Raw genomic sequence first — 23,206 nt, 5'->3', positions numbered from 1 at the left:
CTATCGGCTGTTGGTTACCTTCAGTGATTAGCTGTTGGTTACCAGTTCTCCTTCGAGGTCGTAATCAAACGCCTTGGTGATACGTACTTCTACAAAGTCGCCCGGTTTCAGGCGTTTGGTAGTGTCAATGATCACTTCGTTGTCTACTTCCACCGAATCAAACTCGGTACGGGCAAGGTATCTGCCTGCCTCTTTTTTATCTACTACTACTTTAAAGATCTTCCCTATTTTCTCCTGGTTTTTTTCCAGGGAGATTTCCTGCTGTACTTCCATTATTTCCTGCGCCCTGCTCTCCTTTTCTTCTGCTGGAATATTATCTTCCAGTTCATAGGCGCTGGTTCCTTCTTCATGACTGTAGGTAAACACCCCTACACGGTCAAAACGCATTCTTTCCAGGAAACCTTTCAGTTCTTCCACGTCCGCTTCCGTTTCACCGGGGAAACCGGCAATCAGGGTGGTACGTAAACAGATACCCGGTACTTTGGCCCTGATGTCATGCACCAGCTGCTCAATTTCCTCCCTGGTAATCTGACGCTTCATGGCCTTCAACATGGCATTGGAAGCATGTTGCAGCGGCATGTCAATATACTTGCAGATATTTGGGAACTCGTTCATCACATCCAGGATCTCCATCGGGAATTTGGTGGGATAAGCATAATGGAGACGAATCCATTGCAGTCCTTCCACTCCGGCCAACGCACGCATCAGGTCTCCCAAACGGCGTTGCTTATACAGGTCCAAACCATAATAGGTAAGCTCCTGCGCAATGAGCATGATTTCCTTTACACCGGATTTCACCAGTTTCTGTGCTTCGGTTACCAACTCCTCAATAGGTTTGGAAACATGGCCACCCCGCATCAGCGGAATAGCACAAAAAGAACAGGTACGGTTACAACCTTCTGCTATTTTCAGGTAAGCATAATGAGACGGGGTACTCAGTAATCTTTCTCCAATCAGTTCTGCTTTATAATCTGCATCAAATTTTTTCAGCAGCAATGGCAATTCCATGGTTCCGAACCAGGCATCCACTCCGCCGATCTCTGATTCCAGGTCACCCCTGTAGCGTTCACTCAAACAACCCGTTACGTATACTTTATCCAGTTTACCACGTTGTTTCAGCTCTACCTGCTCCAGGATGGTGTTAATCGATTCTTCTTTGGCCTTGTCAATAAATCCGCAGGTGTTCACCACCACAATGTTATGATCGCGTTTTGCACTTTCATGCACCACATCGATTTCATTAGCCATGAGCTGACCGCTCAGTACTTCTGAATCCACCATGTTCTTGGAACAACCAAGCGTAATAATATTAACCTTGTCTTTCTTTAAAGTTTTTGTCTTCAAGCGCGAATGTTTTTAAACAAGCGGTCAATCATTTGTTGAGCCGCTACCGCCACGAAGACACACAGACACTGATTGAATGTAACAGCAGACTTACTGTATGTGACTTGAGTCTTAGTGGGGGTTAAGGAAGGTGCAAAGGTAGTAAAAAGAATTGACAATTGGAAATTAATGCTAAGTAACTGTTGACTAGCTACTTAGCATAACGTTGAAACCCAGGTCAGCTCAGCGTTTGTATGGCCTTGTCGGCACGTTCGCGGGCCTTCTGCCGTTTATAATGGTACCACCACTTGGGGGCCATCCTGATCATCAGGTTATTCATTCCCCGCAGGCCCACCAGGTGATAAAGCCCGTTTAGTTTATTGACGAAAGAAGGATCCAGCGCCCGGAGACTCATGGCGAAACCGCCATCCAGGTACTCCATATGATGCCAGTAGCCCGCCGGCATAAACATCGTGTCCCCGTGGTTCAGGATAGTAGTATATCCCCGCGCATGTTTCAGCGCCGGAAACTGGTCCTGGTCCAGCTGCTCATGCCAGTTGACGAAGTTCGCAGCGCTCTCTACGGTAAAAGGCATCCGGTAAATAAGCGGCGACTGATTATTCTCCAGCAACAATACCCGCTTACGGCCAATAAACTGTGTATGGAAAATGTGTGAAAGGTCGATGTCGTAATGCATATGCGCCACCGAACCGGCGCCGCCCACAAATAACATCGGGTATTTCTTCAGAAACCCGGAGGCAAATTCATCCGGGAAAGTAAAATCTTCCACCAGCTGGGGAGCATGCTGAAAAATGTTGAACAGGAAGATCCGGAGCGCTACCGGTCCCTGTTGTATCATATCGAGGTATGCTCCGAAAGTAATATAATCATCTGCTCCGTTGACAAGCGTATTCTCGTTGGCGCGCTCATTATTATATACCCCAACCGTCTTGTCTCCGACTATCGATTTGAAATAATCCCATGTCCACTTGTTGTAGGCCGGCCAGTGCTGGCTAAGCGCCGCCGCCGGTATAATTACAGGTTTACGTGGCTGGTAATAGTTCTTCTTGAATTCCGCTGGTGTAATATCTTCAACTCGATCTATGTGCTGTACTATCATACTTACGAATTGTTAAAAAGGGTACAAAAAGGGAACAAGTATTCAAATTTAATAAATGCAGTGCTATTTATAATTACAAACGAAGCGCTTTAATGTTAATCAAATAACGAGCCGGGCTCCTGTTGGGAGCCCGATTGTTTCACCTAAAGTAAAATATTAAATAAGATTTGTGCCAGTTGTTAATTAACATTCACAATAAACAGAAAATCAGGCATTTACACTGAATAGCGAATCTACGAAAGACTCTTTATTAAACACCTGTAAATCCTCCATTTTCTCACCGATACCAATGTATTTTACCGGTATTTTAAACTGGTTGGCAATGGCCAGTACCACACCACCCTTCGCAGTACCATCCAGTTTGGTAATAGCCAGGGCTGTTACCTCTGTGGTAGCTGTAAACTGTTTAGCCTGCTCCAGCGCATTCTGCCCGGTAGAACCATCCAATACCAACAACACTTCATGCGGTGCGTCCGGGATCACCTTTTTCATCACCCGTTTAATTTTTCCCAGTTCATCCATCAGGTGGAGTTTGTTGTGCAAACGGCCGGCGGTATCTATAATAATTACATCCACATCTTTAGCGGCCCCGCTCTGTACCGTATCAAAAGCCACCGCGCCCGGGTCAGATCCCATTTGCTGCTTTACAATCGGTACCCCTACTCTTTCACTCCAGATAGTCAGCTGATCCACTGCGGCTGCACGGAAAGTATCCGCAGCACCCAGCATCACCGACTTACCCGCTTTCTTGAAATTATAGGCCAGCTTACCAATGGTGGTGGTTTTGCCCACTCCATTTACGCCTACCACCATGATCACATAAGGCTTCTTACCGGCCGGTATATCGAAATCACGGAAACCACTATCAGGGGCATCTACCAGCAACGCTGCAATCTCTTCCTGCAACATTCTGTTCAACTCACTGGTTCCCAAATACTTATCTTTAGCTACCCGCTGTTCGATCCGGTCAATGATCTTCACAGTCGTGTCTACGCCAACGTCCGCAGAAATAAGGGCGTCTTCCAGGTTATCCAATACTTCAGTGTCTACACTGGACTTCCCTGCAATGGCGCGTCCTATTTTACTCAGGAAGCTCTCTTTGGTTTTTTGTAAACCCTGATCCAGATTTTCCTTCTTCTCCCTGGAAAATAGTTTATTGAAAAAGCTCATAGTTTAGATTAATTGGGTCCGGTACATCCCGGTTTTTTGGGTGCTAAAATACGCGAAAATTCGCGGATTTTGTCTTTCTCACTGATTACGCGGATTTTGTCTTTCTCAGGATTACGCTGATTATACTGATTTAGGGGATTTGATCACTTTGGATTTTAAAAGATTTTGGAAGATATAAGCGGGTATACGGATATACCCGCTTATATCTTCCAAAATCTCTTTAAATCCTTTATAAAATCCAAAAAGTAAAAATCAAGGTAATCAGTATAATCAGCGTAATCCTGAGAAAGACAAACTCCGCATAACGCAAAAAGCTGTCCCTTAACAGGACAGCCTTTCAGTATTATTAGTAAAGCCGAATTACTTTTGGGTCATGTACTCCTGGATCTTATCCTTGTGCACGATTGCTTCCTTAAAAGTATAAGCACCGGTTTTAGGAGAGCGGATGGCTCTGATAACCTTAGTCCATACCTTTGATTCAGCTGCTGCTTTAGTATCTTTTACTTTCGCGTTCTTTGAAGCTACTTTTGCCATGGTATTCTATTGTTTTTATGGTCCAATGGCTAATTGGCAGTATGCTAATACAGCCATTCACCATCAACAATTACTTATTTAATTTCTTTGTGTACAGTCACTTTCCTTAAAATAGGATTGTACTTTTTCAACTCCAGACGCTCAGGAGTATTTTTCTTATTCTTGTTAGAGATGTAACGGGAAGTTCCGGGTTTGCCAGAAGCTTTGTGCTCTGTGCACTCCAGAATTACCTGTACTCTATTACCTTTTTTTGCCATTGTGTATTACAAATTAAGTGAGTCTTAGAATTAGATTGCCTGACCAGCTGCACGCAATTCCTTCACAACTGCATACAAACCTCTCTTGTTGATGGTTCTTAAACCGTCAGCAGAAACTTTCAATGATATCCATTTGTCCTCTTCTGCCAGGAAAAAACGTTTCTTTTGCAGGTTAGGAAGAAACCTTCTGTTCGTCTTAATGTTGGAGAAGGAAACATGGTGACCTGTAATCGGCTTCTTTCCTGTCACCTGACATACTCTTGCCATGATCTAAAAATTTAGGAATGCAAAAGTCCAATTTATTTATGGATTTTGCAAATATTATTAAATGAATTTATTCACATATGCTTAAAAGACACGCGTGAAAAGCGGCTTCTTAAAATGTGAACACAATGCAAAATATTGATAACCATCCAGTTATCAGGCAAATTTACATCTGTCTTTTGCCGAAAATATTTTTTACAACAGAACGATCAGGCTACGTAAAACGGCTCCCAATCTTACCGATTCCAGCACTCTTTGCTGATCGGTTCCATGTTTCAACAACGCTTCTTCGTGCGAAGTTACACACATTTCACAACCATTCAGCGCAGACACCACCAGGCTCAGCAACTCAAAAAACTCTTTCCCCAAAACCGGGTTCGCCATAATGCTCATCCGGATACCCGCAGGAGTAGTCGTGTAAAACTCCTTGTTCACAAAATGCCTGAAACGGTAAAATACGTTATTGGCACTCATGAGGGAAGTACAACTGATTACCTCTGCAATCTCCTTGTCGGTTGCGCCTTCCTGCACCGCCAGCTTCTCAAAAGACGCCTGCAGATCCGTATGCTTCTCATTTACCGCCACGGCCAGCCCGATCATATACGCCTCTTTCTTCGACAATGTAGCCGCCGCCAGGGAATTGGATACATTGATCTTCAGATCCTTCAGGTAACGCGCATCCACGTTTACAAGCGACTGCAGCTTTCCTGAAACCGAATCCGCCGTTAAACCCACTGCTTCCAGCAATTGAACAGCCGTATCCTGATTTGTAGTTGCAAACATAATATCTAATTTTTTTATTTAATAATTTTATTACCGGAAGAAGTTGTCCCGCCACGCTTATCCCGGCAGGACAACCCTCTTTCTTAATAAAACCGTAAATGACTTGATTCATTAAGCTGTCAGCGTAGCTTCACCCTTCGTCCAGTTGCAAGGGCACAGCTCATCTGTTTGCAGCGCGTCCAGTACACGCAGTACTTCTTTCACGCTACGGCCTACAGACAGGTCGTACAAAGAAACCCAGCGTACAATACCCTGAGGATCTACAATGTAGGTAGCACGGTAAGCCACTTTTTCATTGGCTTCCAAGATACCCAGCTCAGTAGCAAGGGATTTGGAAGTATCCGCCAGCATAGGGAACTGCAGGCCACGCAGATCATCATGATCTCTTCTCCATGCAGCATGCACAAACTCACTGTCAGTAGATGCTCCGATTAACACCGCATCACGATCAGCAAAATCCTGCGCATGTTTGTTAAATTCAGCTATTTCAGTAGGACATACAAAAGTAAAGTCTTTAGGCCACCAGAACATCACCATCCATTTGCCGGAGTTCTTCAGTTCTTCAGAAGACAATTCATAAAATTCTTTACCTTTTTCAATTGATACTACAGCCGTTTTTTTGAATTCGGGAAACTCTGACCCTACGGATAAGATAACATTTTTCATAATTACTAATTCTCTTTTTGATTTACAGACTAATGATTTTATGCTTTGACGGCGCAAAGATCACATTACATTCATTATTAATCAAATAGATTTTAAAAATGTGGTATTGAGTTTCTCTATATATATGCCTTTCCCCTGCGGCAGGGCGGGCAACAACAAACATGGCAACTATAAGGAAAAAAAATGTTCCGGACTTAACATTTTTATGCTATTTCTGTAACATTTTGGCACGTTATTTAGTTATATAAGTGGACTTTTTTTAATCAATTTAGCATGGAAATGAAGAAAAAATACTTTTTACTGGTGGTTATCACGATTGGACTTGCTTTGATCCCGTTTATTAAAAACAGCATCATCAAACACGATGAATTCGACGCTACCCGAGATCTGTTCATTTAGTGTTTAGCGGGTCCCATTGACCGTTCCTGAAAACGCCCCAAAGCGGGGTCGGACTTTTATACGCCGGTAAGTACTGATGCGACCGGCCTGCACTCCTGCCCCCTCAACTTTTCACAACCTTACTCAGCGGCTGAACTGCCGCCAAACATATCGTCACTTTATCATTAAAAAGAGATGGGCAGACCATAGCGGATATCCCCGCCGTTGTCTTCCCATCTCTTCCAAATGCATAAACAGCCCTATCAAATTCCCCGCTAACCCAAACCAGGCAATGGTTTCCAGATCAAGTCCACATCACCTCCAGGTGACCTCCATCTTTACTGCATGTCAAAGGCTACTCCTAAGCATGTCCCAGGCGTGTTAGAGCCATTCTCCAGCGCAGTCCCCCGCGGATGTTGTCTTTCTCACTGATTACGCTGATTTTACTGATTACCTGGATTTTTATTCTTTGGATTTTATAAAGGATTAAGGGAGATATAAGCGGTTATATTCGCTTATATCTCCCTTAATTACATAATTATTAAGAAATCAGAAAAAAATCCAAAAGTAAAAATCCAGCTAATCAGTAAAATCAGCGTAATCAGTGAGAAAGACAAAATCCGCGTCACGTCGTTTCGCTAATCATATCCGCAAAATTTCGGATACCGATCATCTTGGCAGACGTATATCCCTCGGCATACTCCACTCCCACCATCTTACCCAGCATTTTTGCACGGTAAATAACACTGTCGAAAAAGCCCGAACCCGAAATGTAGGTTTGCGGTTCATGATCTTTCGGCGCCAGGAACTGTGAACTGAAGCTTTTAATCGCATCCAGCTTCTGCTCCATTACGGCACTGATATCTATTACAAAATCAGGCTCATGATAACGGTCCTGCAGGAAATGAAAAACCTGCTTCGGACGCCACGCGTCCTGCGTCTGCCCGTCTGCCATAGTTTCTATCTTTCTTAACCCTGCCAGGAAACAACTGTCGGCAATCAGTTTGCCGGCCCTTCCGTGGTCAGGATGACGGTCGTCCATTGCATTGGCCAGCACGATGTCCGGGCAGTACTTACGGATCGCCGTAATGATCGCCATTTGCTCCATCGTATCGTTTCTGAAAAAGCCGTCAGCAAGTCCCAGGTTCTCCCTTATTTCCAGTCCCATGATCTTTGCAGCCGCCTGCGCTTCCTGTTCCCGCAGCTCCGGGGTACCACGGGTGCCCAGTTCCCCCCGGGTGAGATCCACCACGCCCACCTTCATTCCCTGACGCGCATGCACCATCAGTGTGCCTGCACACCCCAGCTCCACATCGTCGGGGTGCACGGCTATAGCCAGTATATCTAGTTTCATATGCTGTAAATTGAGGTGCAAAGATGGGAAAATATTTAGTTATCTGAACTGGTGATAACGATCCCGGCTTTCCGGTCCATCACCTGGTACTTATCCTGTACCTCTTTCTCAGAAATAACCCGTACAGAACGGAAGGTTTTCGGGTCTAAGGTCATCAAACCGGTTTCATTGGTAGGCGTAACCGGTTTGCCGTTTACGATGAAGTAAAAGCTGCTGTCGTTCCCGTATTTCCGCAACAAACTGTCATATGCGGGGGATTCATTGCTCAATAACACATTCACCCTTTTACGGGCAAAGGGTTTCGTTTCTATATATATCACGCCGTTCTCCGCCTGGTTGCCATATTTCAGCACAGCCTTGGCGCCTTTGGCAATGGTAATCACGCCAATACGGTCGGGCGACACCTGCCCCATGGCCGACGGCGTCACGATCACGCTGTCCAGCACGTACACGGGATCGTCACTGGCTACCTGTGCCATCGCTCCAACAGAAATAAATAATAAGCTGATAAGTAAGATCCTTGCTTTCATAATAAGCCCTTTTTCATGACAGGCGAATATTACGAAGATAGCCCAATTAATTGTAGGCGCGGAATTGCTGGTACATTTCCAGCTCCTGCACAATCACCTCGATGTCGCGGTCTTCCTGCTTGTCGTAATCACTTTTCAGGTTACCTCCAAAAAAGAAAGCAACGGTTTGCCAAACACGGGCATTAAAGCCGCCTTTGAGTTCCTTGATGATTTCAAAGCAGTTCTGACCCGTTTCACGGTCGATCAGTTTCATCAATACTTTTCCCTGGTAAACAGAGAGGTTTTCCAGTTTATCGCCAAACTGGGCCTTGAGTTCTTTCTCTTTAGAGGCCAGGAAGGCTTTACGTTCCCTTTTATTCATGGTAGCCATGCGGCTGTTCACATCTTTCAGCACTTTTGCCGCCGATCTGGCAAAAGGATAGGTTACATATACCGCGTTGCGTAAACGGCTCCAGCGCTCGCGTTCTTTACGCAGCGCCCTTGGCATTTTAGCTACTACGTCAAATATTGCCAGCGTGATTACCGGAACGGTATCACGTCCTACTATCATGGCATGCAACGGTATCACATCAGCACCATGCGCCTCCTGGGCCATCGCATCCGTGTGACAGAGGGATATGACCAGTACCAGGAATAATGAAACGATGATCTGTTTAAAACGGATGCGCATAGTTAACTTAACGTTGCTTATGTACGGAATGTTACCACAAGTTATAAAAAGATTTGAAAATCCGGTTTAACTAAAAAGTGTTACTGTACCGGCCTCATATGTAACTTATTTACTACGAAATCATCTATGGCTTTCTCTACTGCGGGGATATCATGCCCGGTGAGCGCACAGCCCATCACATGGCTGCCGGCGCCGGGTATAGGCACCGCTTCCTTCAGGGAATCGGGCGTTCCCAGCTGCTTTTCCATCTCCAGGATGGCGGCTACCCGCACCGTTTTATCCTGGTGCGTTTCATCTTTATAATAATATAAATTGATCACCGGCTGATGCACCTTTTTAAAGGTCTCCTCCACCATACTGGATTCCAGCAGGTTTTGCAACTGCACCACTGCTTCCAGGCGGTAATTGTTGTACCAGTACTTTGCTATTTCGGGGTCTTTATCATCGCTCCGCCTGAAATCACCTTTGCTCACCGTTCTGGCCAGCTGCAATCCCCAGGGGTTATTGGCCAGGAAGGCCAGGTTGTCGTTGATCGCAACATTGGGCGACATATTGATCAGCGCATAAACATCACCCGGGTAGGCCGCTGCCAGCTTCAGCCCCAGTGTGCCGCCCGTGGAGGTGGTCATCAGGATCACTTTATCGCCCAGCGCCTTGCCTATGCTCAGCGCTTCTTCTGCATCTTTCCACAAACCCGCCGCAGTCATATGCAGCAATGGATCGCTGGTATCGATCCCATGCCCGTCGAGCCGCGACAGGTACAAATTACATCCGTAACGTGCCGCAAAGTTGCGATGCACCGGGTTCCCCTCTTCCTGGCTGGCGGAAAAGCCGTGCAGGTACACCACGGAATAAGGCGTTTTATGATGTCCGGAGTCCTGCCATACTATACGGGCTTCATTATCCGGTTTGAGCCGGTGCCCGGCTTCTTTATGCTGTATGTAGGCTTCCAGGGCCGGGCCGGCAACCGGTACTGCGGGCAGTTTGTGTTCGTAAACCGGTTCGGCCGGTTTGGGGCCAAGAAGATACACCACAGCTGCTGTGGCTATAACGATCAGGGATATACGTAACCACTTAGGCATCATAAGGATATTTATTCCAGCTAAATGTAGATAAGAATTCTGAAATGGCGCTGCCCGGCTGGTGATTTAACCAAGAAAAAATCCTTCAACAGCAACGCCATTGAAGGATTCTTTCAAAAAAATATCCGGAGGTTATCTTCTTCTTACTTTCTGATAAATACTCATGGCGGTACCAATCACCGTAATAATGATTCCCAGCCATAACACGTTGATATAAGGGAATATCAGCGCTTTCATCACGATGTAATCGCTGAAGCCCGACGCTTCTTTTACCTTCAGCTCTATTTTATTCTCCGCCGGCATAATCTTCGAGAACCGTACATTCAGTCCCAGTGGCGCCAGGGTGTCTTCCACGCTGTACTGGTAGCTGCTGTCGCGGATAAAATAGATCGGCTGCAGTTTAAAATGATCATCTGTTTGCGTATATACCTCCAGCTCTGCTCCTACGGCCAGGTCGCCATTCTGCGGAATGTAATTGCGGCTTTCCGGTTTGGTGTTTAATCCTTTCAGCACAATAAATCCTTTGGAGAAGAACACCGAATCGCCCTGTTTCATTTCATGGGTAACATAAGGTGTGGTATCTTCTTTGGCGGCTTCTTCGCGGTTAGGTGCGGCAGATACATAGGTGAAAATGTCCTTCGTGAGGTAATGCCTGGAAGCCGGGTTGGACGACAGCGCATTTTCCTTTTTATTCACAAACGCATCCGGGTAAAGGGTGAAACGCTCCAGCGCCTTGCCGGTTTGTTTATCCTTTTTCTCATAATGCACTACATAATACGTTTTGGGATCTCCCTGCGCTACGGAATCGCCGGTATAGGTAACATGATAGTCGCCCATTTCCACCGGCACATCCTTTGGCAGCATAATATTTTCCCGCGGATTCTGTTTGCTTTCCTTTGTAAAAATACCATCGCCCAGCATCTTCATGCGGTCCAGGGAAATCACTTCCATTTTGGCGGAGGAAATCAGCACGCCCAGCAACACCATCCCAAAACCGATATGCGCAACAGAAGCGCCTGCATTTTTGATTTTGCCTTTCAGGCCGGAGAAAATATAAAAGAAGTTGCCCACAATCGCATAAATGCTGGCAAACAACATCAGGTAAATAGCAGTAAGGAAACCGGCGCCGTAAGTATCGTAGGTAATAGTGCCTTTCCAGGCCACCAGCCCGGTTAATAAGAGCGCTACGATAGTAGGTACCAGCAGTTTCTTCGTGATTTCGCCGCGGGGAGTATCCTTGTACCGCATAAACTGCACAATCGCCGTTAATACACCCAGTACAATCGCAATCCAGATCTGGATTTTGTTGTAGTGGAATATACTGTCAGACGGCGGCGCAATATCGTTCATGTTGAACGCAGACTTCAGCCCGGTGAGGCTCAGTAATTTATTCCATACCGGAATAGAAGTAGTGAAGGTAATCTGGATGGCTGCAATCAGCAGGATCAGGGAACCTACAAACAGCCAGAACTCACGCGAGTAGCTGTTCTCTTCTTTCTTTACGGAAGGGATTTCTTTTCTGCGTACAATCAGCAGGGCGATGGCCGGAACCGTGAACACCAGCATGGAAATCAGCAGCTGTGCGCTCATGCCCATATCGGTAAAGGAGTGTACGGAAGTATCGCCTAGTACGCCGCTCTTTGTTAAGAAAGAGGAGTACAGGATCAGCACGTAGGAAATAAAGAAGAAGAAGAAGGTAGATTTCAGCGAGTGCCCGGTGGCTTTATACGCCAGAAGTGTGTGCACGCCTGCCACCATGGTAAGCCACGGCACCAGCGATGCATTTTCTACCGGGTCCCATGCCCAGTAACCACCAAAGTTGAGCGATTCATAAGCCCAGGCAGCGCCCATCATTATACCGGTTCCCAGCATCATTATGGCAAATAAACCCCAGGGCTGTACCGGTTTTACCCAACCGGTATAATCTTTTGTCCATAACCCGGCAAATGCAAAAGCAAACGGAATGATCATAGAAGCAAAGCCCAGGAACAATACCGGCGGGTGAATCACCATCCAGTAGTTCTGCAACGTCACATTCAAACCGTTTCCGTCGTGGATATGCTGCATATAGTCTGCTGTCTGGAAGATAGGCGCCAGTTGGTTTTCAGGCGCTTCCCTCAACAGCATGAAAGGATTGCTGCCCACTTTATAGCCCAGGATGAAAATACCCAGCAACATGCTGGCCATGATCAGCTGTGCAAGGGAGAAGATGGTCATTACCGGCGCTTCCCAGTTTTTGGAAGTGCGGATCAGGAAAATCCCCAGGATGCTGTTCCAGATGCTCCACAGCAGGAAGCTGCCTTCCTGGTCGGACCAGAGGCTGGATAACAGGTATTGGATAGGCAGGTCGCGGGAAGTATTGCGCCATGCGTATTTATATTCGAAATAGTGATTATACAGGATAAAGTAGAGGCAGCTGAATACGCCGATTACGGCAGCCGACTGTATAACGAAAGACCAGCGCGCCAGTCGTTTCCACGAATCCCTGATCAGCGGTTCTTTTCCTTTAACTACATTATAATAAGCCACGGTGGCTACCATAGATGCTACAAATGCCAGTATGGCAAAGAAGTGGCCTAGTTGGCCCGGCAGTAAATGTTCCCCTACAAACTTCATAAAATTCCTCTGAGAGATGTGAATATTGTGGCATTGATCATCCGACGGCGACAATCATATACATATAGCTAATTATATCTGTTTGTTGCTCACTGCAACCTGGTCGTCCTTATACTTGGAAGGACATTTCATCAGTATTTTGCTGCAGTGAAACTCAGTGCCTTCCATTTTACCGGTCAGTACAATGGATTCGGCCTTTTCAAAGTCGGTAGGTTTTGCGCCGTAGAAAACTACTTTATGGGATTCCCCCGTTTTATCGTGGACGTAGAAGCTGAACAGGTTGGCATCTTTAGTTGGATCGTAGTTCATCGCTTTTAAGGTATCGAGTTTACCAATAACATGGAACTCTTTCCCTTCTTTCTCGCGGGCTGTTGCAAAAGTTTCATAGGTGCTGAAATCACCCACCATAGTCACTATCACTCCAATTGCCACCGCAATTACCACCAGCAGAATAATATTTGTTTTTTTCATATGAAAATTATCTTCCCTATTGATTAGACACAAGCTGCAAAAACCCTTTACCAGCGCGACTTCAACAACTCCTCTCCTTTTGCCGTACTTTATTTGTTTCCGATTAATCGGCAAAATTAAGTGAAAATGACCTTCTTCCGACAAATTTTATATAAAAGGTAATTCTTTTTAGGAGAAGGACGGCTGTAAGTAAACAGAATCCTATCTTTGCGCGGAATTTAGAAAAGTACGACTTTATCATGGCAGATTTATCTCAATTTGACCCTAACTCGGTTGGCCTGCTGTCCAACAACGTTTTTGGTTTACCTTTTTCCGAAGAAGAGGCAAGGCTGGTATTATTACCTGTTCCCTGGGAAGTGACCGTTTCCTATAACAATGGTACGGCCCGTGGCCCGGAACGTATCTTCAGGGCTTCCTTCCAGGTAGACCTGTACGACGCAGATGTAAAAGACGGCTGGAAACAGGGTTTCTACATGCGGGAACCAGACAAGCACCTCCTGCTCCGCAGCGATTACCTGCGCAAGGAAGCAGAACTGTACCTGAAATTCCTGACCGAAGGGGGAGATATTTCTGAAAATGAATTCCTGAAAAAAACACTGGTAGATGTAAGTAACGGTACCAGGGCCATGAATGAGTGGGTGTACATCCAAACCAAATCGCTCCTGGAAAAAGGCAAGCTGGTAGGTTTGGTAGGCGGCGACCACAGTACGCCACTCGGCTTCTTCAAAGCCATTGGTGAACACAAGGGCGAGTTTGGTATCCTCCAGATCGATGCACACTGCGATCTCCGCGATGCATATGAAGGATTCAAATACTCCCACGCCTCTATCATGTTTAATGCCCTGGCAGAAGTGCCGCAGCTCTCTAAACTGGTACAGGTAGGTATCCGCGACTATTGCGAAGAAGAAGTGGATTACGTAAATAATAGTGAAGGCCGCGTAGTAACCTTCTTCGATAAACAGATCAAGGAAAGACAATTTGAGGGAGAATCCTGGAAAGCTATCTGCGACAGCATTGTAGACAACTTACCCCAACAGGTATACATCAGTTTTGATATCGACGGACTGGATCCGAAATTATGCCCGCATACCGGTACCCCAGTACCCGGTGGGTTTGAGGCGGAGCAAATATATTATCTCTTCAAACGGGTGCTGGACAGCGGCCGGAAACTGATCGGTTTTGATTTGAACGAAGTAAGCACTTCACACGACGAATGGGATGCCAACGTAGGCGCCCGTGTGTTGTTCAAACTTTGTAACCTGTTGATCAGTTCCAATTCTTAATCTCACATTCCTGTTCATGCATAGTTTGCGCATCCTGCATCCGAATACCTCCAGCAGAATCCGGTTATTACCGGTTATGCATGGGCTTACGGGCATACTGTTCCTGTTTAATGCGATCGGTATTTACCGCAGTCCGCAGCCGAACTGGTTCCTGGCGTTTTTTTTCCTGGTAGTAGGTGTATTGTGCATCGGCTTTCCTTTTACCATGAGAAGGTTTAAGAAATTCACCGAAGCCAATACCGTCGCACGGATGATAGAAGCGCTCATCTGCTTTACCGGCAGTTTGTATTTCCTGTCGCACCTCAACCCGGTTACCGCATTACTGCTGTTCCTGGTAGGCGCCGGGCTCGCCTACGTAGGCTGGATGGAACACCGTATTTTCCAGCCATCGTATGTAAAGATGGATACCACCGGAATTACCCTTCCTACCACCTTTTCAAAAAGGCTGGTTGGCTGGAACGAACTGAATAACGTAATTTTGCGGAACGATCTGCTCACAATAGACTTTAAGAACAACAAGATCCTGCAACTCGAAATACTGGATGAACCAGGCAACGAACAAAGGGAAGCACTGAATAACTTCTTCCGGAGCAGGGTGCAATAACAGTATATAAAAACAGAAAATGCTAAAACAAACACCTTACATATTATACTCAGACGGTAACGGTAATATTTTTGAAGATACCACCCTGTATGTAACCGGCCGCAGCGGCTGGGATGCATGGCCGGTAGAAGCAGACGAATGGATTGAATTACCGGAAGGAGGTAATTTGTATGAGTTGCCCGGCCGCCGTGGTATTGGCATCAACGCCGCCACCGGCGATATGCAGCTTTGTGATAAAGGATGGGCCGTAGCCGCATTTATACCGCCGGCGCATACCGGTTTTTACCTGGCTGCCTACGAAACCATGCCGGATGCACCTACCCTGCCGCTGTTTTGCTACACCGCAGTAGGCTGGCTGGATGGTAAGTTTTATGTGCCCGCCACCCGCATTGAAGCAGATATCCGCCAGGAATGCGCGGGTTTTGACGATAAAAAAGTGAAACAGGGCGTAAAAACCCTGGTGGAAGCATACCCGCATAACAGGCTGGTACAACACCTCGCGGAAAATTGCGCGCTCACCTATGAGTGTCCTGCTGCCCGTAATTATTTTATGGGAAGATGGGAGTGCCCTATTCCTTCCTCTCCTGCATGTAATGCCAATTGCGTGGGCTGCATTTCATTCCAGCCGGAAGAAGAAAGCATTGTTTCCACGCAGGACCGCCTCCGCTTTAAACCAACCGCGGAAGAAATTGTGGAGTACACCGTACCTCACCTGGAATCGGCCCCCTTCCCTATCGTAAGCTTCGGACAGGGCTGTGAAGGCGAACCACTGCTGATGTGGGAAACCATCCGCGAATCCATCCTGGAAATACGCAAACACACGCCTAAAGGCAGCATCAATATCAATACCAACGGCAGTAAACCGGATGCGGTAAGAGCCCTGTGTGAAGCAGGCCTGAACAGTATCCGCGTAAGCCTGAACTCCGCACAGGAAAAATATTACACCCCGTATTACCGCCCTAACAACTACGTTTTTGAAGATATCATCGAAAGCCTGAAAGTAGTGCGTGAATTCGGCGGCTGGACCTCGATCAACTACTTCGTATTTCCGGGCATGACCGATAGCGCAGATGAATATGAAGCGCTGCGTAAACTGATCAGGGAAACAGGGTTGAATATGATCCAGTGGCGTAATTTCAATATTGATCCCGACTGGTACCTCGGTAAACTGGGTGTAACGGAAACGGGCGAATGCTTAGGGGTAAAACAGCTGCAGGAACTGATCCATGAGGAATTCCCGGATCTGAAGTTCGGTTACTTTAATCCTCCGATGGAGCGTATTACGGGCGATTATATGAGCGACTTCGCTCACTGAGAATAGAACTCTTTATATTAAAAAAGGCTGACCGCGATGGTCAGCCTTTTTCGTTTAACTTACTTTAGTTCTTCCGCAAAGCGGTATTGCCTTGCATACGCCGAAGGCGACATTCCCGTTACCTTCCGGAATACCCGGTTAAAAGTAATCGGGTTGTTATACCCGGTAGCATAGGCCACTGCTGCAATACTGTCGAAGTCACCGTTAATAATATTCTTGCACGCCACATTGATCCTGATCTCATTCAGAAATTCGAGGTAGGTTTTGCGGGTATGTTTTTTAAAGTATTTGCAAAAAGCATAGGTAGTAAGATGCGCCACGCCGGCAATTTGTCCCAGCGAAATATTCTCCGCATAATGCTCCAGCGTGTATTGATAAATATCATTCATCCGCAGTCCTTCCGACTCGCTGTAAGATTGCCTGGAAAATCCCGTGGATAACGACTTCCAATCCTTCACCTGTTTAGAGAAATATACCAGCATGCCCACAAACGCCAGCAACCTTTCGGCGCCGCTGAGCCGGGAGATCTTTAATATATCGGCAGCTGTTTTTTCTGCGTATTCGGCCGGCAGTTGCAAGCTGTTGGCGCTGAGTTGCAGGAACTTTCTTACCGCCTCCATTTCTTTCAGGGAAAATAAGCCCTGTAATGCATGTTCATGATCGAAAAAGATATGGATGGCGTGGATATTCTTCTCCTGTAAATTTTCGAAATACCGCGCATCCCCTTTAAACATATGGGGCTGGTTGGCGCCAATCACATAAATATCTCCAGCCTTGAAAGGTTGGGTATAGTTTCCGGCAATCAGGGTGCCTTCCCCCTTTATAATAAGTGTTACCTGCGCCTCTTTGTGACGATGCAGGTAATTATAAAAGTAAGGGAGGATATCTTCCTGTATGACTACAGCACCTTCATCGGCAACGGGGACAGTAAATTGAATTACTTTCATTAACCAATATTACTAATTTACCTGCAAAATTAGCAATTATGTGGCAATAATGGTAAAGTGTTGGACAATATCATCCATTGATTTCTTTTCTGCCCGTCCCTATTTTTTGCTGCAACCACAAAAACCCGCCGCCCGACAATATGCACCCCAGCGCTGTAATCCCCCACCACGGCCTAAACCCAAGATGCTGCACCACAAACGCCCCCGTTGTGGGCGATACAATATTGGCCAGCGAATACGAAATGGTATACAACGCGGCATACTGTCCGCGGTTATGGTCCAGGCTCCTGCCGATCCAGAAACTGTTCATAAAGGGAAGGCAAAACATTTCGCCGAAGGTGATCACCACCATAAATACTACTGCCAATGCCCATACCGGCGGCAGGAAACAAAGTAACATATAAGACAAGCAAACCATCATGGCGCCGCGGGCCACAAAGGACAGGTTAGGCATTTTCCCGTCGAGGCGGTACACCATTACCATTTCCACCAGCGCAATCAGGATCCCGTTAACAGACATATTCAGACCAATAGCCCACTCTTCCAGGTGCATCACTTCTTTAAAATATAACGGCACAATGCTGGAAAACTGGAACAGGCAGATGGCATTTACGGTGGCAAAAAGCAGGAACCAGAGGTAAATATGATCCCTCCATACCTTCTCTTCTGCTTTTACGGCTGCCTTGGCAGCCTTTGGCGGCGCAGGTACCGGCGGCAGGAAAATCCGCATCAGGATGGCCGCCAGCATACAGGTGAACCCGTCTACCCAGAAAAGCAGCTGGTAACTGAAACTGGCAAGAATCCCGCCGATAGCGGGACCTACTGACCAACCCAGGTTCACCGCCAGCCGGTTCAGGGCGTACGACCGGGTCCGGTTTTCCGGCGAACTGTAGGCGGCAATAGCAATGCTGTTAGCCGGCCGGAAGGCATCTCCCACAGAACTCATTACAAATACGCAGATACATATTTGCTCAAAGGTGCGCATCTGACCCAATAAAATGAATAATAATCCGTTAGAGAAAAGACTCCAGAACTGTACCTGGTAGAAACCGATCTTATCAGACAGCCATCCGCCCAGCAGGGCGCCAACAATGGCACCGGTACCAAAACAGGCCATAACCAGGCCTGCCTGGGCAATACTGAAATGAAGATGTTGTGTAAGATATACGGTCATAAAGGGAATGACCATCGTTCCGCTCCTGTTGATCAGCAATACAAGCGAGAGCCACCAGGTAGCAGGAGCAAGACCAGTATAGGCATTTTGGTAAAGACGGATCGTTTGTCTGGCCAGGTTCATAAAATCGGTGAAAAATAATTTACGATAATTGGATTAACAGCACAGTTTTTGCAAAGATCCGGAATTCATCTTTTGATGAGCGATTATTTTTTCTGGATCAAAACATTAACTTTGGTCTGAACAGGCACTCAATAAGGTTATCATGGAGGAAAAAAACGGTAAAAAAAATATACAGGCTTTAGGAATCACTATCGGCGTGCATGCATTGCTGTTAGTAGCGCTGGTATTTACCGGTTTTTCTGCACCTCCGCCCTTACCGGATCAGGATCTTGGCATGGAAGTAAACCTTGGCACATCTGATGATGGCATGGGCGACGAACAACCATTGAACCCTAATCCGCCCAGTGCTGCGGCGCCAGAACCAGCAGCAGCTGAAAGTCCGGCTGCTACCGCTCCGGCCAACACTGAACCTCAGCAGGATATTGCTACCCAGGATGAAGAAGAGGCCCCGGAAATAAAAAAACCGGAAAAGCCTGTTGAGAAACCTAAAGAGATTCCAAAGAAATTAGAACCAAAACCTGTTAAGCCAACAAAGAAACCTGCAGAAACGCCACCGGCGCCCACACCACCCGCACCAAAACCAAAGGCGGTGTTTTCAGGCGGTACCGGCAACAGTGCCAATAGCGGTAACAGCGCCAATGGCTCCAATAATGCCACAGGAGAAGGTAATACCGGCAAACCCGGCGATCGCGGTCAACTGGGGGGTAACCCTAACGGCGGCGGATATACGGGGGGTGGACTCGGCGGCGGACGCTCCGATTTCCACCTCAATGGAAGAAGCCTTATCGGCAGGCCACAGGTTACTTACGACGGCACTGAAACAGGCTATGTAGCCATCAATATAAAAGTAGATCAAAAGGGAAATGTGACATCTGCCACTTTTAGTATGAAAGGATCTACTATCAGTAACCCCCGCCTGATTGAGATTGCCAAAAAGGCTGCCTCCAGCGGACAACTGAAATACAATGCCAACCCGGATGCACCAGAAGAACAGTTCGGAGTGATCCGCTTCTTTTTCAAAGCAGAATAAGCAGCGTAATATATACAGATTTTAAAAGAGGCTGTTTTATTTACCGGACCAGGAACTGATCCGGAACAGCATAGCTTCATCCTGAAATCTGTCGTTCCTACATCATCTTTACCTATGATTGCAACAACTGACAAGAGCAATTTTTTTGTGTCATTTCGAGGAACCTATTTTTTATCGCCAACGATGATTGTAAAACTTAACCGTATCTTTTCCGGCACCGCAATATTGCTCGTGCTGATGCAGGCCGCTGTGGCTCAAACTTTCCCGGGTTACAATAACAGTAACTACGCGGGTATTTATGGTGTATTCTCCAACCCGGCCAGCGCTGCCGGCTATCGCTATAAATGGGATGTAAATATTATAGGTGCGGATGTAAATGCCGGCAACACTTATGTGAGCGTTCCGAAATCATTGCTGTTTAATATTCCTGATACGCTGAAACGCAACCAGGATTATTTCCTCGATGAAGGCGCCAACAGGAAACAAATGGGCTGGCAAATGGCGGAAATTGCACTACCTTCTGTATTATATGCTATTGATGAAAAACAGTCTGTTTCCTTTGTATGGCGTATGCGCAGCAGCAGCAGCGGCGGTAATTTCACGACCCCCATCGCCAATTTCTTTGGGGTGGATTTCCCAAATCCAGGTTATATCAACACCAATTTAAGCATTCCGCGTGCAGGCGTTTCCTCGCATGTATGGCATGAACTGGGCTTCAGTTATGCACGCACCATCAAAGAAACTTACAGCGGCCGGTGGAAAGCCGGCGTTACACTGAAACTGCTCAGTGGCGTGGCTGCGGGTTACGCTGCTGTTAAGGGCGTTGACTTCAGGCTAAACTCATCAAAAAGTGCCACTATTACCAGTGGTACCCTCTATTATGGCTATAACAAAGAAATGGACGACTGGCAGTCGCCCGCACAAAAAAACCTCCAGTTATTCCATAACAACGGTATCGGTGCAGACATCGGCGTGATCTACGAATACCGCCCCGACAACGGCGGCTTTGGCGCCTCTGAAGGCTCTGATGCAGATGACTATAAATTTCGTATAGGCGCTTCCATTACCGACATCGGCAGGATAAAATATACCAAAGCGCCTATTAACACGGACCTCAGCCTGGTAAAAGACAATGTAGTACCAAAGGATGTGCAGTATAAGAAAAATGAAAGTCTGCAGCAATACGCCCGCCGGCTCAACAATTATTTTACGCCACTGGGCACCGATTCTACTTTCAATATGATGCTGCCCACGGCGCTCAACCTGATGGGTGATTATAATATCGACAGCCGCTTTTTTATCAGCGCACATGCGGTTATTGCATTAACCGCCGGCAACCGCGATATCTCCAAAACATATGCACTAACACAGTTTAATATTACGCCACGGTATGAAACCTACCTTTTTGGCGCCTATATGCCATTCACTATTAACCGTAACGGCCAGGCCGATGTGGGAGCGGGTATCCGCATAGGTCCCCTGCTGATTGGCTCCAGCACAATTTTCACCAACCTCTTTCAAAAACATGTCGATCGTGCAAATGCTTTTGTAGCTTTGCGCTTAAATTCAAGCATGTTCGAACGGGGTGAGGGCGGTGGGCTCTTTAAGAAGCGTAACCGCCAGTTGGATTGCCCGGTGGTTAATAATTATTAATATGGCCTCTTACAAAGAAACGCTGGACTATCTCTATGCACAGCTGCCCATGTTTACCAGAGTGGGCGCCAGTGCGTTTAAAACAGACCTGCATAATACCATTGCATTACTGGATCAGCTGGACCAACCGCAACACAGCTTTAAAACCATACACGTAGCCGGGACCAACGGCAAAGGCTCTTCCAGCCATATGCTGGCAGCCATTTTCCAACAGGCCGGCTACAAAACAGGACTTTATACTTCCCCCCACCTCCTGGATTTCAGGGAGCGTATCCGCATCAACGGGCAAATGGTTCCGGAAGATTTTGTAGTTAATTTCACAGAACAGATGCGCGGGCATATTGCCGACATCCAACCCTCTTTTTTTGAACTCACCGTTGCCATGGCATTCCGCTACTTCCAGCAGGAAGCAGTAGACATTGCCATCATTGAAGTGGGCCTCGGCGGCCGGCTGGACAGCACCAACGTCATTACGCCCGAACTGTCGCTGATCACCAATATCAGCTACGATCATAAAAATATTCTCGGCGATACACTCCCGCAGATTGCCAGTGAAAAAGCAGGCATCATCAAAGCCCATGTACCGGTAGTGATCAGCGAAACACAGTCTGAAGTACAGGACGTGTTTATTAATACCGCCAACGCGCTGAATGCCCCCATTCACTTCGCAGACCAGGAATGGATGGAAGCTTCCGGCGCCATTGAAAGCAATCACTTTACTATAACGTTACTGGATACACGACAACAGCAGATGCGCCGTTTACAACTGGATCTGACCGGTCAGTACCAGGAAAAAAATGTAATGGGCGTATTGTCGGCCGTAAAAATATTACAGCAAAAAGGCTGGCATATCACCTGGGATCACATCAGCCACGCCCTTTCCCACGTAAAGAAACTGACCGGCCTGAGAGGCCGCTGGGAAGTAATACAGCGGCATCCGCTCACTGTACTGGATGTAGGCCACAACGAAGCCGGCATCCGCGAAGTGATGCAGCAGCTCGGACATGTTAACTTCCAGCAGTTACATATTGTAGTAGGATTTGTGAAAGATAAGGAAGTAGAAAAAGTGCTGCCATTATTCCCGCCTACTGCGCATTATTATTTCTGCAAAGCACAGATCCCCCGTGCATTGGACGAAGTAGCACTGGCTGAAATGGCGGCGGCCAGCGGGTTACAGGGCCATGCTTACCCAACTGTTCAGGCGGCGCTGCAGGCGGCCAGGCAACATGCCCAGCCGGATGATATGATCCTCGTTTGTGGCAGCTTTTTTATTGTAGCAGAAGTGATGTAAGTTATTTCATCGTCATTTTACCGAGATACAGCAACGCGTAAAAGATACAGGTGGTGTGCAAACTGTGTACTATTTTGTTATCCAGTAACAGTTGCTGTAGTTCTTCCAGCGGCATAATCACCACTTCAATATCTTCGTTGTGATCCAATTCCTGTTCCTGTACCTTTACTCCTCCCGTTGCCAGGAACATATGCGTGTAGTTGTTGCTGGAAGCCGTATTAGGCGCAATGGTGCCAAGCGACACCCATTCCTTAAATGCATACCCGGTTTCTTCCAGCATCTCGCGTTTCATTGCAAATAAAGGATCCGGATCTGTGGGGTCCATCGTGCCGCCAGGAATTTCCAGCAACGTTTTGCCTACTCCCTGCCGGAACTGCCGGATCATGATCACCTGCCCGTCTTCACGAAGCGCCACACCGTTTACCCAGTTGTTATACTCCAGTACGTAATAAGGCGCCACAATTTTACCTGCGGGCGTTTCGCAGGTATCGATACGCGCCGTAAGCCAGGCATCTTTAAAAAGGTATTCCGATGACAGTAATTTCCAGTCCATATTCATAATAACAAT

23 protein-coding genes are annotated in these 23,206 nt (G+C 46.8%); 6 read left to right on the top strand and 17 right to left on the bottom strand.

Annotated elements, in window-relative coordinates; all coding sequences use genetic code 11:
* Positions 1–27: 27 nt before the first annotated feature.
* The 14 genes from rimO to QFZ51_RS14435 all read right to left on the bottom strand — a co-directional run bounded on the left by rimO (position 28) and on the right by QFZ51_RS14435 (position 13,218).
* Positions 28–1,344 carry a 30S ribosomal protein S12 methylthiotransferase RimO gene (gene rimO, locus QFZ51_RS14500; protein WP_429046708.1) on the bottom strand — a complete coding sequence of 439 codons (1,317 nt, stop codon included), beginning with the start codon at positions 1,342–1,344 and terminating at the stop codon, positions 28–30.
* A 217-nt stretch (positions 1,345–1,561) separates the two neighbouring features.
* The gene (locus QFZ51_RS14495; RefSeq protein WP_429046707.1) at positions 1,562–2,443 is read right to left on the bottom strand and encodes a cupin-like domain-containing protein; all 882 of its coding nucleotides are present in this window, start codon (positions 2,441–2,443) and stop codon (positions 1,562–1,564) included.
* A gap of 207 nt (positions 2,444–2,650) precedes the next feature.
* Positions 2,651–3,613, bottom strand: a complete 963-nt coding sequence (gene ftsY / locus QFZ51_RS14490) for a signal recognition particle-docking protein FtsY (protein ID WP_429046706.1) — start codon at positions 3,611–3,613, stop codon at positions 2,651–2,653.
* 360 nt (positions 3,614–3,973) lie between these two features.
* The gene (locus QFZ51_RS14485; protein WP_079468085.1) at positions 3,974–4,147 is read right to left on the bottom strand and encodes a DUF4295 family protein; all 174 of its coding nucleotides are present in this window, start codon (positions 4,145–4,147) and stop codon (positions 3,974–3,976) included.
* Positions 4,148–4,221: 74 nt separating this feature from the next.
* Positions 4,222–4,404 (bottom strand): 50S ribosomal protein L33, encoded by a 183-nt coding sequence (gene rpmG, locus QFZ51_RS14480; RefSeq protein ID WP_370911381.1) that lies wholly within the window; start codon positions 4,402–4,404, stop codon positions 4,222–4,224.
* Between the two features lie 30 nt (positions 4,405–4,434).
* Positions 4,435–4,671 carry a 50S ribosomal protein L28 gene (gene rpmB, locus QFZ51_RS14475; protein WP_079468087.1) on the bottom strand — a complete coding sequence of 79 codons (237 nt, stop codon included), beginning with the start codon at positions 4,669–4,671 and terminating at the stop codon, positions 4,435–4,437.
* A 192-nt stretch (positions 4,672–4,863) separates the two neighbouring features.
* Positions 4,864–5,451 (bottom strand): carboxymuconolactone decarboxylase family protein, encoded by a 588-nt coding sequence (locus QFZ51_RS14470; protein ID WP_370911380.1) that lies wholly within the window; start codon positions 5,449–5,451, stop codon positions 4,864–4,866.
* A gap of 111 nt (positions 5,452–5,562) precedes the next feature.
* Positions 5,563–6,117, bottom strand: a complete 555-nt coding sequence (locus QFZ51_RS14465; protein ID WP_133810274.1) for a peroxiredoxin — start codon at positions 6,115–6,117, stop codon at positions 5,563–5,565.
* 1,003 nt (positions 6,118–7,120) lie between these two features.
* Complete coding sequence (gene bshB1 / locus QFZ51_RS14460) at positions 7,121–7,849, bottom strand: bacillithiol biosynthesis deacetylase BshB1 (protein ID WP_429046705.1); 729 nt, start codon at positions 7,847–7,849, stop codon at positions 7,121–7,123.
* Positions 7,850–7,884: 35 nt separating this feature from the next.
* Positions 7,885–8,379 carry a hypothetical protein gene (locus QFZ51_RS14455; protein WP_429046704.1) on the bottom strand — a complete coding sequence of 165 codons (495 nt, stop codon included), beginning with the start codon at positions 8,377–8,379 and terminating at the stop codon, positions 7,885–7,887.
* Between the two features lie 46 nt (positions 8,380–8,425).
* The gene (locus tag QFZ51_RS14450) at positions 8,426–9,049 is read right to left on the bottom strand and encodes a DUF4294 domain-containing protein (RefSeq protein ID WP_429046703.1); all 624 of its coding nucleotides are present in this window, start codon (positions 9,047–9,049) and stop codon (positions 8,426–8,428) included.
* Positions 9,050–9,129: 80 nt separating this feature from the next.
* On the bottom strand, positions 9,130–10,131 hold the full coding sequence (locus tag QFZ51_RS14445) for an alpha/beta hydrolase (protein WP_429046702.1): 1,002 nt from the start codon (positions 10,129–10,131) through the stop codon (positions 9,130–9,132).
* Between the two features lie 132 nt (positions 10,132–10,263).
* On the bottom strand, positions 10,264–12,747 hold the full coding sequence (gene ccsA / locus QFZ51_RS14440; protein WP_429046701.1) for a cytochrome c biogenesis protein CcsA: 2,484 nt from the start codon (positions 12,745–12,747) through the stop codon (positions 10,264–10,266).
* Positions 12,748–12,819: 72 nt separating this feature from the next.
* Positions 12,820–13,218: a cytochrome c maturation protein CcmE gene (locus QFZ51_RS14435; protein ID WP_370911374.1), complete on the bottom strand. Its 399-nt coding sequence runs from the start codon at positions 13,216–13,218 to the stop codon at positions 12,820–12,822.
* A 239-nt stretch (positions 13,219–13,457) separates the two neighbouring features.
* Between QFZ51_RS14435 and QFZ51_RS14430 the strand changes: the two genes are divergently transcribed.
* Genes QFZ51_RS14430 through QFZ51_RS14420 form a run of 3 tightly spaced genes read left to right on the top strand, consistent with a single transcriptional unit; the run spans position 13,458 to position 16,420 of the window.
* Positions 13,458–14,501 carry an agmatinase family protein gene (locus tag QFZ51_RS14430; RefSeq protein ID WP_429046700.1) on the top strand — a complete coding sequence of 348 codons (1,044 nt, stop codon included), beginning with the start codon at positions 13,458–13,460 and terminating at the stop codon, positions 14,499–14,501.
* A gap of 16 nt (positions 14,502–14,517) precedes the next feature.
* Positions 14,518–15,105: a hypothetical protein gene (locus QFZ51_RS14425; RefSeq protein ID WP_429046699.1), complete on the top strand. Its 588-nt coding sequence runs from the start codon at positions 14,518–14,520 to the stop codon at positions 15,103–15,105.
* Between the two features lie 19 nt (positions 15,106–15,124).
* Positions 15,125–16,420 (top strand): radical SAM protein, encoded by a 1,296-nt coding sequence (locus QFZ51_RS14420; RefSeq protein ID WP_370911371.1) that lies wholly within the window; start codon positions 15,125–15,127, stop codon positions 16,418–16,420.
* A 59-nt stretch (positions 16,421–16,479) separates the two neighbouring features.
* Here QFZ51_RS14420 and QFZ51_RS14415 read toward each other — a convergent pair whose 3' ends face one another.
* On the bottom strand, positions 16,480–17,367 hold the full coding sequence (locus tag QFZ51_RS14415; RefSeq protein ID WP_370911368.1) for an AraC family transcriptional regulator: 888 nt from the start codon (positions 17,365–17,367) through the stop codon (positions 16,480–16,482).
* A gap of 70 nt (positions 17,368–17,437) precedes the next feature.
* On the bottom strand, positions 17,438–18,664 hold the full coding sequence (locus QFZ51_RS14410) for an MFS transporter (RefSeq protein WP_429046698.1): 1,227 nt from the start codon (positions 18,662–18,664) through the stop codon (positions 17,438–17,440).
* A 142-nt stretch (positions 18,665–18,806) separates the two neighbouring features.
* Between QFZ51_RS14410 and QFZ51_RS14405 the strand changes: the two genes are divergently transcribed.
* The 3 genes from QFZ51_RS14405 (at position 18,807) to QFZ51_RS14395 (ending at position 22,638) form a co-directional block, all read left to right on the top strand.
* Positions 18,807–19,694, top strand: a complete 888-nt coding sequence (locus QFZ51_RS14405; RefSeq protein ID WP_370911366.1) for a hypothetical protein — start codon at positions 18,807–18,809, stop codon at positions 19,692–19,694.
* Between the two features lie 183 nt (positions 19,695–19,877).
* The gene (locus QFZ51_RS14400) at positions 19,878–21,347 is read left to right on the top strand and encodes a DUF5723 family protein (protein WP_429046697.1); all 1,470 of its coding nucleotides are present in this window, start codon (positions 19,878–19,880) and stop codon (positions 21,345–21,347) included.
* Between the two features lies 1 nt (position 21,348).
* Positions 21,349–22,638 (top strand): bifunctional folylpolyglutamate synthase/dihydrofolate synthase, encoded by a 1,290-nt coding sequence (locus tag QFZ51_RS14395; RefSeq protein ID WP_429046696.1) that lies wholly within the window; start codon positions 21,349–21,351, stop codon positions 22,636–22,638.
* A 1-nt stretch (position 22,639) separates the two neighbouring features.
* On the opposite strand, the gene QFZ51_RS14390 is transcribed toward QFZ51_RS14395, so the two are convergent.
* Positions 22,640–23,197, bottom strand: coding sequence for an NUDIX hydrolase (locus QFZ51_RS14390; protein WP_429046695.1), 558 nt, complete (start codon positions 23,195–23,197; stop codon positions 22,640–22,642).
* Positions 23,198–23,206: the final 9 nt, after the last annotated feature.

The organism is Chitinophaga sp. W3I9, from assembly GCF_050434025.1.
Classification (GTDB): domain Bacteria; phylum Bacteroidota; class Bacteroidia; order Chitinophagales; family Chitinophagaceae; genus Chitinophaga.
The sequence above is the reverse complement of the archived record's forward strand: the minus strand, read 5'-3'. Positions and strand labels throughout refer to the sequence as shown.

Excerpts from the sequence above, each read along its gene's own strand:
- QFZ51_RS14420 (WP_370911371.1), top strand. The coding sequence starts at position 15,125 with ATGCTAAAACAAACACCTTACATATTATACTCAGACGGTAACGGTAAT.
- QFZ51_RS14435 (WP_370911374.1), bottom strand. The coding sequence starts at position 13,218 with ATGAAAAAAACAAATATTATTCTGCTGGTGGTAATTGCGGTGGCAATT.
- ccsA (WP_429046701.1), bottom strand. The coding sequence starts at position 12,747 with ATGAAGTTTGTAGGGGAACATTTACTGCCGGGCCAACTAGGCCACTTC.
- QFZ51_RS14390 (WP_429046695.1), bottom strand. The coding sequence starts at position 23,197 with ATGAATATGGACTGGAAATTACTGTCATCGGAATACCTTTTTAAAGAT.
- QFZ51_RS14445 (WP_429046702.1), bottom strand. The coding sequence starts at position 10,131 with ATGCCTAAGTGGTTACGTATATCCCTGATCGTTATAGCCACAGCAGCT.
- QFZ51_RS14430 (WP_429046700.1), top strand. The coding sequence starts at position 13,458 with ATGGCAGATTTATCTCAATTTGACCCTAACTCGGTTGGCCTGCTGTCC.
- QFZ51_RS14395 (WP_429046696.1), top strand. The coding sequence starts at position 21,349 with ATGGCCTCTTACAAAGAAACGCTGGACTATCTCTATGCACAGCTGCCC.
- QFZ51_RS14415 (WP_370911368.1), bottom strand. The coding sequence starts at position 17,367 with ATGAAAGTAATTCAATTTACTGTCCCCGTTGCCGATGAAGGTGCTGTA.
- QFZ51_RS14405 (WP_370911366.1), top strand. The coding sequence starts at position 18,807 with ATGGAGGAAAAAAACGGTAAAAAAAATATACAGGCTTTAGGAATCACT.
- rpmB (WP_079468087.1), bottom strand. The coding sequence starts at position 4,671 with ATGGCAAGAGTATGTCAGGTGACAGGAAAGAAGCCGATTACAGGTCAC.
- bshB1 (WP_429046705.1), bottom strand. The coding sequence starts at position 7,849 with ATGAAACTAGATATACTGGCTATAGCCGTGCACCCCGACGATGTGGAG.
- ftsY (WP_429046706.1), bottom strand. The coding sequence starts at position 3,613 with ATGAGCTTTTTCAATAAACTATTTTCCAGGGAGAAGAAGGAAAATCTG.
- QFZ51_RS14495 (WP_429046707.1), bottom strand. The coding sequence starts at position 2,443 with ATGATAGTACAGCACATAGATCGAGTTGAAGATATTACACCAGCGGAA.
- QFZ51_RS14455 (WP_429046704.1), bottom strand. The coding sequence starts at position 8,379 with ATGAAAGCAAGGATCTTACTTATCAGCTTATTATTTATTTCTGTTGGA.
- QFZ51_RS14410 (WP_429046698.1), bottom strand. The coding sequence starts at position 18,664 with ATGAACCTGGCCAGACAAACGATCCGTCTTTACCAAAATGCCTATACT.
- QFZ51_RS14485 (WP_079468085.1), bottom strand. The coding sequence starts at position 4,147 with ATGGCAAAAGTAGCTTCAAAGAACGCGAAAGTAAAAGATACTAAAGCA.
- QFZ51_RS14400 (WP_429046697.1), top strand. The coding sequence starts at position 19,878 with ATGATTGTAAAACTTAACCGTATCTTTTCCGGCACCGCAATATTGCTC.
- QFZ51_RS14425 (WP_429046699.1), top strand. The coding sequence starts at position 14,518 with ATGCATAGTTTGCGCATCCTGCATCCGAATACCTCCAGCAGAATCCGG.
- QFZ51_RS14450 (WP_429046703.1), bottom strand. The coding sequence starts at position 9,049 with ATGCGCATCCGTTTTAAACAGATCATCGTTTCATTATTCCTGGTACTG.
- QFZ51_RS14470 (WP_370911380.1), bottom strand. The coding sequence starts at position 5,451 with ATGTTTGCAACTACAAATCAGGATACGGCTGTTCAATTGCTGGAAGCA.
- QFZ51_RS14465 (WP_133810274.1), bottom strand. The coding sequence starts at position 6,117 with ATGAAAAATGTTATCTTATCCGTAGGGTCAGAGTTTCCCGAATTCAAA.
- rpmG (WP_370911381.1), bottom strand. The coding sequence starts at position 4,404 with ATGGCAAAAAAAGGTAATAGAGTACAGGTAATTCTGGAGTGCACAGAG.